Origin of the sequence: Bacillus ectoiniformans (assembly GCF_016908875.1) — a bacterium.
GTDB classification, from domain to species: domain Bacteria; phylum Bacillota; class Bacilli; order Bacillales; family Domibacillaceae; genus Bacillus_BX; species Bacillus_BX ectoiniformans.
In genome coordinates, this window is the sequence record NZ_JAFBES010000010.1 from 24,094 (window position 1) to 38,007 (window position 13,914).

At 43.1% G+C, this 13,914-nt stretch carries 11 protein-coding genes; 1 reads left to right on the forward strand and 10 read right to left on the reverse strand.

Features of this window, described 5'->3' with window-relative positions:
• Positions 1-15 precede the first annotated feature (15 nt).
• From murC to JOC78_RS12855, 8 genes are all read right to left on the reverse strand, one after another.
• Positions 16-1,320: a UDP-N-acetylmuramate--L-alanine ligase gene (gene murC / locus JOC78_RS12820; RefSeq protein ID WP_204556511.1), complete on the reverse strand. Its 1,305-nt coding sequence runs from the start codon at positions 1,318-1,320 to the stop codon at positions 16-18.
• Positions 1,321-1,530: 210 nt separating this feature from the next.
• Entirely contained in the window at positions 1,531-2,631 is a 1,101-nt protein-coding gene (locus tag JOC78_RS12825; RefSeq protein ID WP_204556513.1) for a nicotinate phosphoribosyltransferase, read from the reverse strand.
• 166 nt (positions 2,632-2,797) lie between these two features.
• Complete coding sequence (locus JOC78_RS12830) at positions 2,798-5,665, reverse strand: DNA translocase FtsK (protein WP_204556521.1); 2,868 nt, start codon at positions 5,663-5,665, stop codon at positions 2,798-2,800.
• Between the two features lie 221 nt (positions 5,666-5,886).
• The gene (locus JOC78_RS12835; RefSeq protein WP_204556523.1) at positions 5,887-6,696 is read right to left on the reverse strand and encodes a DUF1444 domain-containing protein; all 810 of its coding nucleotides are present in this window, start codon (positions 6,694-6,696) and stop codon (positions 5,887-5,889) included.
• 136 nt (positions 6,697-6,832) lie between these two features.
• Positions 6,833-7,144, reverse strand: a complete 312-nt coding sequence (locus tag JOC78_RS12840) for a thioredoxin family protein (protein WP_204556525.1) — start codon at positions 7,142-7,144, stop codon at positions 6,833-6,835.
• Between the two features lie 3 nt (positions 7,145-7,147).
• Positions 7,148-8,164: a PTS sugar transporter subunit IIC gene (locus JOC78_RS12845; RefSeq protein WP_204556527.1), complete on the reverse strand. Its 1,017-nt coding sequence runs from the start codon at positions 8,162-8,164 to the stop codon at positions 7,148-7,150.
• Positions 8,165-8,240: 76 nt separating this feature from the next.
• Positions 8,241-8,759 (reverse strand): DUF84 family protein, encoded by a 519-nt coding sequence (locus tag JOC78_RS12850; RefSeq protein WP_204556529.1) that lies wholly within the window; start codon positions 8,757-8,759, stop codon positions 8,241-8,243.
• A 66-nt stretch (positions 8,760-8,825) separates the two neighbouring features.
• On the reverse strand, positions 8,826-9,899 hold the full coding sequence (locus JOC78_RS12855) for a M42 family metallopeptidase (RefSeq protein WP_204556531.1): 1,074 nt from the start codon (positions 9,897-9,899) through the stop codon (positions 8,826-8,828).
• Positions 9,900-10,200: 301 nt separating this feature from the next.
• Here JOC78_RS12855 and JOC78_RS12860 point away from each other — a divergent pair, with 301 nt between their 5' ends.
• Positions 10,201-10,521, forward strand: coding sequence for a hypothetical protein (locus JOC78_RS12860; protein ID WP_338023207.1), 321 nt, complete (start codon positions 10,201-10,203; stop codon positions 10,519-10,521).
• Between the two features lie 397 nt (positions 10,522-10,918).
• Here the strand turns inward: JOC78_RS12860 and JOC78_RS12865 are convergent, their stop codons facing one another.
• Both JOC78_RS12865 and JOC78_RS12870 read right to left on the reverse strand, forming a co-directional pair.
• A complete protein-coding gene (locus JOC78_RS12865) occupies positions 10,919-12,349 on the reverse strand; it encodes an aldehyde dehydrogenase family protein (RefSeq protein ID WP_204556533.1) in 1,431 nt (476 codons plus the stop codon).
• A 112-nt stretch (positions 12,350-12,461) separates the two neighbouring features.
• Complete coding sequence (locus tag JOC78_RS12870; RefSeq protein WP_204556535.1) at positions 12,462-13,838, reverse strand: hypothetical protein; 1,377 nt, start codon at positions 13,836-13,838, stop codon at positions 12,462-12,464.
• Positions 13,839-13,914 lie beyond the last annotated feature (76 nt).

Sequence of the window (13,914 nt, forward strand, 5' to 3'; positions counted from 1 at the left end):
CGAATCTCCCTTTTATTATTTTACTTGAATATGCTGTTCATAAGCAGCTTGGAACTTTTGAATGTCCCCAGCGCCCATAAAAATCAGCACACTGTCTTCATGGTCTTTAAGAAGAGACGTATCTTCTTCTTGCAGTAAACGGGCGTTATCGATCTTTCCCTGAAGATCTTCTATCGTCAGCTTCCCATGATTTTCACGGGCTGAACCAAAGATATCGCATAAATAAACGGCATCCGCACCGCTTAAGCTCGCCGCAAAATCCGTTAGGAATGTTTGCGTTCTTGAGAATGTATGCGGCTGAAAAATAGCAACGATTTCTTTATCCGGATACTTTTGGCGAGCTGAATTAATCGTCGCCTTAATTTCTGTCGGATGGTGAGCATAATCGTCAATTAATATTTGTCTTCCGGCCTTCTTCTCAGAAAAACGGCGCTTCACTCCACCAAATGTAAGAAGTCTTTCCTTCACGATTTCCGTATCAATTTCTTCATAATGGCAAAGGGCAATAACCGCCAATGCATTTAAAATGTTATGATCGCCGAAAGTCGGGATTTTGAAGTCCGCATAGAATGTGTTTCGGACAAATACATTAAATGCTGTTCCTTCTGGAGTTACTTCGACATTGCGCGCTTGGAAATCATTATCTTCACCGAAACCGTAGAATACGACAGGCACTTTAGCTTGAATTCCTTGCAAATGCTCATCATCACCACAAGCAAAAATGCCTTTCTTTACTTTCAGTGCCATCTCTTGAAAAGCAGAGAATACGTCAGCTACGTCAGCAAAGTAGTCAGGATGATCAAAATCAATATTGGTCATGACCGCATAATCAGGATCATAGGACAAAAAGTGACGGCGGTATTCGCACGCTTCAAAAACAAAGTATTTCGCATCTTTCGTTCCCTGCCCTGTTCCATCTCCAATAAGATAAGAAGTAGGTTCTGCTCCGCTAATTACGTGGGAAAGCAATCCAGTAGTGGATGTCTTTCCATGCGCACCTGTAATAGCAATACTGATGAAATTCTTCATAAAATCTCCAAGGAATTTATGATAGCGAATGACAGGTACGTCTAATTCTTTCGCTCTTTGGATTTCTTCATGATCATCAGAAAAAGCATTCCCGGCGATTACTTGCATGCCAGGCTGGATATTTTCAGCTTGAAAAGGAAGAAGGGGAATCCCTGCTTCTTCTAGCGCTTTTTGAGTAAAGAAATATTTTTCAACATCAGAACCTTGCACATCGTACCCTTTATGATGCAGCACTTGAGCAAGAGCACTCATCCCTGAGCCTTTAATTCCGACAAAATGATATGTTGTCATAACAGAACCTCCAACATTCGTCTATCCGTAAGCAGTATATGTGTACTGCCCTGATTTGTTTATCATAGACGACGGACAGCTAACTTTTCATATTCACACATTATAGCACTTTTTATTAAGAGTGACTATGAATAACAAAGAATAGGCTAATATAACCGCTCCGCCGCCTGTGATTAACAGGTTATGAAGAATCATCCAATCCAGCTTTGATTAAAACTCAACTTTTTCCAACCGGGGATTGGGCCGGTATTTACGCCCAGCTTTCGCCTGAGCTTCTCCATTCAGCATAACAAGATCCCCAGTGAATCCAATATGGATCTTCAGCAGGTTGCTGCCAACGCCATACATATCTACCGGAACTCCTTGTTTTTCAAATTCAGTAATGCGGCTTTCGTTAAAGCCCCCCGATACCACAATCTTCACATGGTTAAAGCCTTCTTGATCTAATGCCGACCTTAAGGCAAAGATCAGTTCCGCATTTACCCCGCGCGGATCAAACGTGCCAAGCATATGCTGATTTCTTAAGAAGTATTTATCAATTAATGTTCTAGAGGTATCAACGCGGACACCTTTCAGCTTCTTGCCAAATTCACGAGCCACCTTCAGTGAATCAGTGATTACATCGTTATTATAATCCACTAAGGTAATTAAATCATCATTAGGATAGGTCTCGGCATATGCTTTCGTTGCAGCTACAATATCTCCATTGAATAATTGAATAAGCGCGTGAGGCATTGTACCCATTCCCTCTTTTCCCCACCATTCATTCATTGCATGGGTAGCCATGGCTGTAGAGCCGCCAATGTATGCAGCATATCCATCGCCCGCTTGCTGTGTATAATGATCATCCCGGTCTCCCATGAAAATCACAGGCTTTTTCTTCCCTGATAGTTCTGCTGCTTTTTTGACATTATATACATTTGTTGCCACTGAGGTTCTTCGCCCTAAAATTCCGTCGATCACACCTTCGAGATAGCCAAATTCCTGATAGGGACCTTTGATCGTAAGAACGGTTTCAAACGGCTTGATTTTATCTCCGTCTTTTAAAGAATGAATCTCGAGCCGTTCGGGATGCTCAGAAAACTCTTTAATTAAAGCAATGACTTCATCTGTCCCGCAAAGCACCGCTTCATCTTTCTGGAAGAACTGCATCGTCACAATGTTGTCTTTATGATAATTGTTCGCTATTTCACGTGTTTTTAAAAAATAAACCGCTGAAAACCATCCGTCTTTAATCCGTGAGTCAAACTTAAACGTATGGTTGGTTAACCGTTTTATTTCCCCTTGCATTTTCAACTCAATTTCTTTCATCTTTTTAAAGCTCCCTCATATTCACTTGTTGTATATGCCCATTTTTTTAAAAAACAACAATCGGCCTCAGCCGATTGTTTAGCAGACAGGGTGAACCTTTTCACAAGCTTAGAGGATTCTCCCCTGTATCTTAACGTTGTATTCAATTAAAGAATACCATTTATCTTTATATTGTACTAGCCTCATTTAGGGTTTCTAATTCTTCTTCTGTGATCAGAACCTCACGCGGTTTGCCTGCCCGCTGTTCAGAGACCAGCCCTTGTTCTTCCATCATTTCTATAAGACGCGATGCCCGATTGTAGCCTACTTTAAAGTGACGCTGCAATAAAGAAGTTGATGCGCCGCCATGCTGCACAACGAACTCACAGGCTTCTGGAAATAAGCTGTCTTCGGTTTCTTGTATTTGCGCCTTCTGCAGGAGCTCTTCTTGTTTAAATAAGTAATTGGGCTCTTTTTCTCTGCGCACATGATCAACAACCGTATCAATTTCTTCATCAGAGACAAACGTGCCCTGCAATCGCACCGATTCAGAAGAGCCGTTATTTAAAAACAGCATATCTCCCCGCCCCAATAACTTCTCCGCTCCGCCGGTATCAATAATCGTTCTTGAATCGACTTGTGAAGAAACAGAGAAGGCAATTCTTGTTGGGATATTCGCTTTAATTAAACCGGTAATAACATCAACTGACGGCCGCTGTGTTGCCACAATTAAATGAATGCCGCAAGCACGGGCTTTTTGAGCAATCCGGCAAATTGATTCCTCTACTTCGGATGGTGACATCATCATTAAATCAGCTAACTCATCAATAATGATCACAATATACGGCAGGTGCTCACTTTTTTGTCCCAGCTTTTCTGCTTTTTCATTATATTTTGCTATATCACGTACAGCTGCATGAGCAAAAAGCTCATAGCGGCGCTCCATTTCTTCTACCGCCCATTTTAAAGCGGCTGTTGCAGCTTTCACATCCGTGATGACTGGACTGACTAAATGCGGAATCCCATTGTAAGGAGCCAGTTCAACCATTTTCGGATCGATCAGCAGCAGTTTTAACTCATGAGGCTTCGCCTTATATAACAGACTGACCAAAATAGAGTTGATGCAAACACTTTTTCCTGAACCAGTGGCTCCGGCAATTAAGCCATGCGGCATTTTTTTTAAATCCAGTACTGCAGGCTCCCCGGAAATATCAAGCCCGAGTGCTGATGTCAAAGGAGAACTGTTGTCTTGAAAAGCGGAACTCGACAGAATTTCACTGATTAACACCGGCCGGCTGTCTTTATTCGGCACTTCAATTCCAATGACTCGTGTCCCTGGTATCGGTGCTTCAATCCGCAGCGTCTTAGCTGCAAGACTCAGTTTAATATCATCTGATAAGTTAGTAATCTTGCTGACCTTCACTCCCGGCTCAGGCTCCACTTCAAATCGAGTAACGGAAGGGCCTACTGTTACATTGACCACTTTCGCTTTCACATTAAAGTTTTTAAATGTTTCATTTAACACATGGCTTTGACGCTCTACGTATTCAAAGCTCGCTTCCTGATAGACAGGAGGATTCAAATAGGATTTCCTAGGAAATTCATAGTCATTAACCGGCTCTTCTAATGCAACTGCTTTTTGAACCGCCGCAGGCTGATTGACACTCTGATGGTCTTCAAGATCCTCTTTGTGCTGTAAAAAAGTTTCCTCTTTCTCTACGATTTCATTCATTCCTTCGACTGGTGAAGGCACTTGCACGTTTTGAACGGGCTGTTCTTCTTGATATTCAGAAGCCTGTTCAATAACCGTTTCCTCTTGCTCTAATGATATATTCGTTGCTTCTGCCCGTGAAGAGGCATGGATCTGTTTAGATGCTGCTTCTTCTGAAACCTTTACTTTCCGAACTTCAGAATCTTGCATTCTTCCTTCATTTATAGCTGCTGCTCTATGACTATCGGAATTCTTGACGCTTTCTTGATGATCACTGTCCCTTGTTTTCTTACGCTGCAAGTTTTCTCTGTCTTGTTTAGACATGATCACATTAAATGGAGAATGTCTGCGTTTTCTCTTCCGCTCTTCAGATCTAGATGTTCTTCCCTCTTCAGGCAGCTTCCCTTCAAAATGTTCTGCAGGAGCCGATATTTCTTCTTTCCCTTGCTCGTTTTGCTGACTTTCTAAAGATGGCATTTCGTGAGTGTGCTCTTGATTTACTTCCTCACTTACTTCAAGTTCAAGAGGGTGAAGCGGTTCATCTTTTGTGAATGGCGGTGTTAAGCGTTCTTCTTGTTCTTTTCTAACAGGTTCTTCTACTGTTTCAACTACATCTGCCGGCAGTGATGCTGGTCTAGGTGAAGCCGTTATCTCTGCTTCCACATCATATGCCGTCCTCGCAGGTTCCTTCTTAAACAATAAGAGCGGATCTTTCTCAGCCGACCCATTCAACGGCTGTTCAGATACCTTCTCTACAGGTTTAGCTAGAGGAATGTCACTGGCTGCAGGAAAATGTTCTTTTTTGTTTCCAAGCTCAAGCAATGGATCATCTTTTATTCTCAGTTTATCTATTGAAGAAATAACCGGTCCTTCATCCATGCTGATTTGTCTTCTCATCTCTTGCTGAGTCGGTCTTTGTTTAAATCCATAAATCGGTGAAGGTATTTCAGTTGGCTGGAACGGCCGAGACGAGATCCGGTGATGACTTGTTTCTATTCGCTCGGGCTCTTGCTTTTGCCCGCCGTTTTGAGATTGAGAATGGGACGAATACCTCTTCTTGCTGGGAGCAGCTTGAGGTTCAGGCTGCTTTCTTCTTTTACGGTCTGAGGCATAACGGCCGCCGGGCAGCGGATATTCTCGAGTTGGATACTGATAAGCAATCTTTGCCGCTAATTCCTGATGATCTGTTTGATTAGCAGATTGGAATGGTTTCGCATTCTGCTCCCTTTTGGCAGACATTAATTTTTTTGATGGTCTATTTTCTTCTCCTGGTTGTTGGCCAGGTTCTAATTCTACTTCTATTTCTTCACGGAACAATCCCATGAATTTCTTAAACATACTCATGAATCATCACTCTTTCTATTAGAGAATCTTTCACCATTTTAACAGGTCTTACCTGCTTTTCGGTAGCGAAAACAGATTTTAGGTAAAAGGATTGAGAGATTGCAAGAATTTGTTTTCAAAAAATGGTCTTATTTTGATACAGTTCTCTCATTAATTAAACACAAATTCAGTAAAAAACAGCAGGCACTCTACTCGGCCTGCTGTTTTTCCTTATAATTGAATTAAGACTTCTCATCTTTTTTAACACGATTTTTTGCCATAATGAAAATAGGTTCAAGTACACCCTCTTCATATAGGAAAGAAAGAGCCGTTACCGGAATATGGCCATTTGTAAAGAAGCTCATTGTCATCTGAGCCAGCACATCATATCCCGTTTCATTGCGGATATCTCCAATGATCAGCACATCTCCATGAGGAACAGAAACGGTCATCTCACCTTCAACGGTTTCACTCATTTCCTTTAAAAACTTCTCATTTAATAACCGGCTGGCGTCATATCCATCATTCGAATTTAAGAAATAAAATACATTATCCGCAACAATATCTTTTTTCATATTAGTCGGAAGTGAACGAACATTAAAGCGCGCTACCTGCTGAACCTGCTCTTTGTTCCATCCTTCTCGTGTCATTAACTGCTCATCAATAAGCCGGTACGTATTCCCCAAATCAAGCGCATAATAGATTCTTGTTTCTGCGGTATGCTCGTCCATGAGAAATGGCACACCCTCAGATGCTTCTTTCGGAAAGGAAGTCGAACGTATAACAGGAAAGATATTCTTTTCTTTATCTGATAACGTATGCTCACCGCCCATGACGGCCAGTGCCTCTTCCGTATAATAAACCACTTCATCAATGGCTTTTTCCTTCTCTTGATGCCACTTGGCAATAATGCCAGGAAGCGAGATCGTGATCCCTTTGCTCGTATCTGTGTTTTCTATTCTCAGCTCATCTTTTTTTCGGTCAAATGTAAAAGAACGATTCTCTGCTTCTAATCGCTCCGTTAGAATTTTTTTTAATTGTATAGAATCCAATGGTTCTGCTCCTTTCATCATCCTTGCTGCTGATTTTAACACCTATTCTAACAGAAAACGGGCTGTCCCCATAGAAGCAGCTACCTCTTCATTCGAGAAGTATCTGCTTCTTTCCACCCGAGGACAGCCCTAATCATTAAAGCTGGTTAATAAATTGCTCAATTTCTTCCTGTGTTTTCCGGTTCTTGCTGACAAACCGTCCGAGCTCTTGGCCACTCTCAAAAGCGACAAAGCTTGGGATCCCGAAGATGTCCATTTCAATGCAAAGATCGATGAACTGATCGCGATCGACATAGACAAATGTGAAGTCTTTATACTTTTCTTCAAGTTCCGGCAGAAATGGCTCAATCACTCGGCAATCCGGGCACCAGTCTGCGGAGAACATAAACAAATGTTTGCTTGATTCTTTCATTTGCTGAAACTCTTCTATAGAAGCTAATTTTTTCATGTCTTATTTCCCTCCTGTGGAAATGGTCATTTCACCATCTCTAATCCAGCCTTTTTTCCTCATAAATTCCGATACCGCTAAGCTTATCACAAGCGGTCCGGCGATATGAAGCAAAATGACTTGAAGCAATACTTCCGGTGTAAATCCCATCACCGTGAAAGTCATAATCTGACCAACAAATCCTGATGTACCCATACCTGCTCCAGCGGCATTGTTCATCATTGGCCAAACCGTCGTGCCAATCGGCGCTAAGATCATGCCTGCAACAGTCGGAGGGATCAAAATTCGCGGGTGCTGAATAATATTCGGCACTTGCAGCATCGAAGTGCCAAGTCCCTGTGCCACAAATCCGCCGAATTTATTTTCACGATAGCTGGCAATGGCAAATCCGATCATTTGCGCGCTGCATCCAATCGTAGCGGCTCCGGCTGCCAATCCATTTAAATCCAGCATTAATGCGATGGCAGCACTTGAAATAGGAGCCGTTAACGCCCACCCCATTAATACCGCTACTAAAATCCCCATCGTAACTGGACGCTGCATAGTCGCCCATTCAATCCAGCTGCCAAACCATTGCATGAATTCCGCAATGCCAGGACCGATTAAAGCGGCCACTGAATAGCCGGCGCAAATCGTGATAAAAGGCGTGACAATAATATCTATTTTCGTCGTCTTGCTGACTGCTTTTCCGATTTCTGCTCCAAGCAATGCCGCAACATAACTGCCTGCTGGGCCTCCTAAAGCCGCACCGGCAGCCCCTGTCACTACGCTTGCAAATAATACAAGCGGAGGAGCATTTAATCCGTAAGCCACCGCAATGCCGATCGCCGGTCCCATCAGGCTGATCGACAGCTTGCCCATTTCTATGAGAAAAGGCAAATTCAACTGCTCGCCAATGGTCTTAATAATTAATCCTATAATTAAAGAACTGAATAGACCTAAAGCCATAAAGCTTAACGCTTCAATGAAATATACCTTCGGTGAAAGCGATACACCTTTTTTCTGTAAGAAATTCTTCATCTGCACACGTCTCCCTTACACCTTTTTTGACCAGTGTAAAGACAATTATATACCGTACTGTACACAAAGAAAATGTTTATTTTAACGCACCCGTAAGCCATTGTCCCGCTAATAAATGAACGACATGTGTAAACATTTCTTCCCTCGTCACTAGCCCATTTGTGAAGACACCGATCGCTCCTTCTTTTTGACGGATCTGCTGCCGCTTTGTGTAACGATCCATGACAGGCCCTAGTTCTTCACCTTGAAGGAGAAGCTCAGCCACCTCATCCGGAAGCAGGATTCGTGCTCCTCCAGCAATGATTGGCGGCTTCTCCTTTTCAAAAAGCGCGCCCCAATTGCATAGAAATAAACCATGCGGCGTTTTCACTACCCCGCCTTCTAACCCAACACCAAGGTCCCCATTTTCTAAATCGAGCGCTCTTTTAGCCCGATTGACCGCTCCTGTTATCGTTTCTTCATCCGAAAATGGCTGTTCACTGACCCCGGACGGCACCGAGCAGGAAATAACTTCTGTTTCTATCCCCGTTCTCTGAAACCCTGATATCACCGCCTGCATCTTCGGCTGGTTTTTTGACCCAATAATAATTTTCATTTTATCCTCCCAGATGTAAAAGAAGAGAATGCTTCAGGTAGCACTCTCGACTATGATCAAATGATCTTAACTATTCTTTTTAATTTGCTCAACCGTTGATGCGTCACATGCCTTTACAAGACGTATAATCAATTCTTTTGCCGCTGCGTAATCATCCACATGCACAATCGAAGCGTGGGTATGAATATAGCGCGAGCAAATTCCAATCACGGCACTTGGCACACCTTGATTCGTTGTATGTACTCGACCGGCGTCCGTTCCTCCTTGGGAAACAAAGTATTGATAAGGAATGCTGTGGCTTTCTGCCGTATCTAAAACAAACTCCCTCATGCCTCGATGAGTAACCATCGTCCGGTCAAAGATACGCAAAAGCGCTCCTTTTCCCAGCTGTCCGAATTGGTTTTTATCGGCTGACATATCATTTGCAGGGCTCGCATCAAGTGCGAAGAAAAGATCAGGTTTAATTAAATCAGCTGCGGTCTGCGCTCCTCTTAATCCCACTTCTTCCTGAACCGTGGCACCGGAATATAAATGATTCGGCAAGTGTTCATCCTTCAGCTCTTTCAGCAGTTCAATAGCTAACCCACAGCCGTAGCGGTTATCCCAGGCTTTCGCCAGAATCTTCTTGCTGTTGGCCATCGGTGTAAAAGCTGATACTGGAATGATCGACTGCCCAGGTTTAATGCCGATCTTCTTCGCATCTTCCCGGTCATCCGCTCCAATATCGATCATCATATTTTTCATTTCCATTGGTTTTTTGCGCTGATCGTCTGTAAGCAGATGGGGCGGAACTGAACTGACCACGCCTGTTACCGGTCCATGATCGGTTTGAATTTCCACTCGCTGAGCAAGAAGTACCTGACTCCACCAGCCGCCCAATGTTTGAAAGCGAATCATGCCATTTTCCGTAATCGCCGTAACCATAAAGGCCACTTCATCCATATGACCCGCCACCATGATTGTCGGACCTTGATCTTCACCCTTTTTTAAACCAAAAATACTGCCTAGACCATCTTGAACAATTTCATCCGAGTATGGAGTCAGCTGTTCCCGCATAAATTTGCGTACTTTATGTTCATTTCCAGGCGCACCAGGAAGTTCTGTTAATGTTTTAAAAAGCTGCAATGTCTCTTGATTCATGCTTTCGACCCCTTTACTCATTTTCTCCGCTTCTAATGCCGCGTTTCTTTTATCTTACAGAAAATTTCGTCCGCTTGCTAGCCAGGACTAACTCAAAAGAATGATGCAATGAAAAGGAGAATCTTTAAGGGCAGCAAGTGTAGTCTGAATTTGTTATTCAGTTTGCCCTCTAATTTGAATCTGTCACTGTTTAACTATTATACTTAATGAAATAGTTTACTTAAAAAGTATTGGATACTTTTAAAATATTTTGTGATTCATGTATACTATGAATATGAATGGAAAAACAGGGGGGAAAAGAATGAAGATGAATTGGGGCACGTTTTTATTAGGAGCTGCTGCTGGAGCAGCCGGAGCATTAGCTGTGAATGAGGGTTTATCAAAGACTACTTATGTTTCCGCTGAAAAAGCGCTGAAAAGTGTGAAAGATGCATTCAAAAAAGAAGGCACAATTGACGGTTCATGGATTCAAATGAGACCTGAAAAGCTGCAGAAAACCGGCATGGAAAAAATGATTTATAAAGGCGGCATTACCCGCACAACAAGCGAAGGCAGCGAACAATTTGAATTCATTGCTGACTCGCAAACCGGCACAATTATGGATGTTTATAAAATTAAATAAGGACTCAATGTAAGTCCTTGATCGTTTGAGGGTGTTCCATTTGGAACACCCACTTTTTAGTGGTTGGTCAAATCCGTTCCTTATGTGAAGAGCTGATTGTCGCAATCAAATTGCTAGATACAGAGATCAGAAGAAAGAATACACCAACTTAAAGCAAATTCTGGTTTACTTTATTGCTAGAAGCGCAATTTCACGCTTTTTCAGAGGAAGAAACCTCGCTATTGATGGCTTTTTAGGTTCTATCAGCGGCTTCTTAAATTCTAACGGCGGCTTTGGACATTCTATCGGCGGCTTTTTAACTTCTAACGGCGGTTCGCCCCATTCTATCGGCGGCTTCTCCAATTCTATCGGCGCTTCAAGGTTTTATGCTTTCCAGTCATGCCCTCACCCGAATAGTTCAAATTGAAAAACCCGCTAACTTCGTTTCCAGATATTCGTGAATGCCTTCCTTGCCGCCTTCTCTGCCCAGTCCGCTTTCGTTCATTCCGCCAAATGGCGCGGCGGCTGCGGTTGGATTAATGTCATTGATTCCGACAATGCCAAAGTTCAGTTGTTCGAGTGCATTCATGGCTTTACTTAAATCTTTCGTATACACATAAGCAGCAAGCCCGTAATTCGTATCGTTCGCCATCTCCATTACTTCTTCTTCTGAATCAAAGAGAATAATTGGAGCGACCGGCCCAAATGTTTCTTCTCTATATATCTTCATGTCTTTTGTGACACCGCTAAGAATCGTCGGAGCATAATAGGTTCCTTTGTCTAGCCCCTCACCTGTCAGCCTTTCTCCTCCCGCTTCTGCACAAGCCCCTTTAGCCACCGCATCTCTCACTTGCTGATCTACTTTATCCACAGCAGCAGCATCCACCAATGGACCAATACTGATTCCATCGTCTAATCCATTTCCTGCTTTCAGCTTCTTTACCCGGGAAATGAGTGTGCTAGTGAATTCTTCCGCAATCGAACGGTGGACGAAAATTCGATTCGGACTGATACAAGCCTGGCCAGTATTTAAGAATTTAACGAGCGCTACTCCTTTTGCTGCATGAACCGGATCCGCATCTCCATAGACAATAAACGGCGCATGGCCGCCAAGCTCCATCGATACTCGCTTTACATGTCTCGCTGCTTGTTCAGCAATTCGCTTACCCACTTCTGTGGATCCGGTAAAGGTTATTTTTTTCACATCAGGGTTTTCAATCAGTTCTGTTCCAATTTCAGCCGGATTGGAAGTCGAGATTAAATTTACAACGCCTTCAGGAATCTTGGCGTCAGCAAATACCTTAAATACTTCCCTCGCGCATAAAGGGGTTTGTTCCGCCGGCTTTAACACAATCGTACACCCTGCGGCAATGGCCGGTGCGACTTTGCGAGTAATCATTGAAACAGGGTAATTCCACGGGGTGATCGCACCGACTACTCCGATCGGCTGGCGAAGGACCATGAACCGCTGATCTCTTCTCGGCGCGGGGATCGTCTCTCCGTACACCCGTTTCGCCTCTTCTGCGTACCATTGCAGGAAATCAGCTGCATATTGCACTTCGTTTCGCGCCGCTTTTAACGGCTTTCCCTGCTCAATTGTCATTAATCTCGCAAGCTCTTCTTTTCTTTCGATCATCAATTCATAAGCTCTGTATAAATATTGAGACCTTTCATATGCGGTGAAGCGCGACCATGATCGGAAAGCTTCTTTCGCCGCTTGAATGGCTGCTTTCACATCTTCCTTATTGCCATCAGCCACCTGCTCTATTTCTTCGCCGTTTGCGGGATTATACACTGAGAATGTCTGCTTTGATTGTGATTCGATCCACTGTCCATTTACATATAGCACATTAACAACCTCCAATAAAAAATTCTCAAATAAAAGAATGAAGAGCCTGCACCCCTCATTCTTATCATAATATTCTGAATAATAATCGTAAATAAAAATTGGTAAAATCTTTCTATGCTGTTTTTGTCGTGTCTGCTTCTTTTGCTACTGATGATTCCATCCAGTTCTTTTCAAGCAGAAGCCATAAAACAATGCCTACACCAAGTCCCCAGGCAGCACCTTGAGTCGCAAGTACAGCTCCGATAATAACCGCGATCCCTTTTTCTAAATTTCCTTTTTCCTTTAAGATTTCCATCGCTAAATATCCGCATAAATAACCTTGAATCAGCATCGTAAGTGCCATCCCAATATTGATGCCTGGCTGGAACAATGAAACGACCGGCCCAAGCATTAACGCAATACTCATCCCCCAAAAGATCCCTGTTGCTCCTCCCCAATAGCTGTCAACTTGTGCTCTTCCATTATTCATGTAGCGGTTTAATACAAGAACTTGCCCACCTGTCCATTGCGGTCCGGATAGAGGCAAGAATGGCATAAACACACCTTCAATGAAATTACGGATTGAAACAATGATGCTGTTTCTGCCTGCATCGAACACAACCTTTTCATCTGTCCGTACTTCATCTGCACTTTTTAATAAGGAACTTACGACTAACACATCACCAAAAGCGATGATATAAGCGGCAATAGCTAATGGCAGCGCTTTCATAAAGTAAGAAAATTCAGGAAAACCTACACCAAATATGCTGTAATTCGCAATAATCTCTCCAATTGGGATCGGTACTAAGCTCCAGCTGATCGTTGGGGCAGAAACTTCTCCAATCAGGATGCCGACAGCGTAAGACAAGGCAAACGGAATCGCAATGCCAAACTGAGCAACATATCTGAAAAATGGATAACGTTCTCTTAGAGGCGCAGCCGTATTTGAAAACATCATGAAGAATCCAAAGGCAGCTCCAAGCAGAATCGTCACTGGCATAGTCCATACGCGGCCGGTAGCTGAAAACTCACCGAAGACCGCTGCAAAACCAGCTCCGAGCAATATACCTGCCTTTAAAGACAGCGGCAGTCTTTTAACTAAAACATCTGCCCCTTTAAATAGTCCCATTAACAGAAATATGAGAGCAACGGTTAACTGCAAGGCGATTAAAGCGAGTATTCGCTCTTCTCCTTCTGGAAATCCAGTTAAGAATCCCACATAAAGCGGAATACCTGCTGTGATCCAGCCAGCAATGGACGGATCACCGAAATGAGTGTGCAAGAGATAGAGAAAGTTGTTAATGATCACAAACGCAATCGCTAATTCAAAAGGAATGCCGAGCACATCCATCATCACAGTTGTAATTCCCATTGGCACTACGCATAAGATGGCTCCTTGAATCCAGTCAGGGTATTCCAGCTTATAATGAACAAAGGGGAGCCTAAATTTTAAAGCCCCAAGCATTGATGGCTGTTCGCCTCCGTCATTTCTCTTACGGTATAATCCCATTCCCTCTCACTCCTTCAGTCTTTTTATATTCATAAAGGCATAAAGACATTGCCAGGAATGTTGCCCGAATACACTT

What these genes read in the sequence shown, in the direction of transcription:
- JOC78_RS12860 (WP_338023207.1), top strand. Translation starts at nt 10,201, where the DNA reads ATGAAGATGAATTGGGGCACGTTTTTATTAGGAGCTGCTGCTGGAGCA.
- JOC78_RS12870 (WP_204556535.1), bottom strand. Translation starts at nt 13,838, where the DNA reads ATGGGATTATACCGTAAGAGAAATGACGGAGGCGAACAGCCATCAATG.
- JOC78_RS12825 (WP_204556513.1), bottom strand. Translation starts at nt 2,631, where the DNA reads ATGAAAGAAATTGAGTTGAAAATGCAAGGGGAAATAAAACGGTTAACC.
- murC (WP_204556511.1), bottom strand. Translation starts at nt 1,320, where the DNA reads ATGACAACATATCATTTTGTCGGAATTAAAGGCTCAGGGATGAGTGCT.
- JOC78_RS12840 (WP_204556525.1), bottom strand. Translation starts at nt 7,144, where the DNA reads ATGAAAAAATTAGCTTCTATAGAAGAGTTTCAGCAAATGAAAGAATCA.
- JOC78_RS12855 (WP_204556531.1), bottom strand. Translation starts at nt 9,899, where the DNA reads ATGAATCAAGAGACATTGCAGCTTTTTAAAACATTAACAGAACTTCCT.
- JOC78_RS12850 (WP_204556529.1), bottom strand. Translation starts at nt 8,759, where the DNA reads ATGAAAATTATTATTGGGTCAAAAAACCAGCCGAAGATGCAGGCGGTG.
- JOC78_RS12830 (WP_204556521.1), bottom strand. Translation starts at nt 5,665, where the DNA reads ATGAGTATGTTTAAGAAATTCATGGGATTGTTCCGTGAAGAAATAGAA.
- JOC78_RS12845 (WP_204556527.1), bottom strand. Translation starts at nt 8,164, where the DNA reads ATGAAGAATTTCTTACAGAAAAAAGGTGTATCGCTTTCACCGAAGGTA.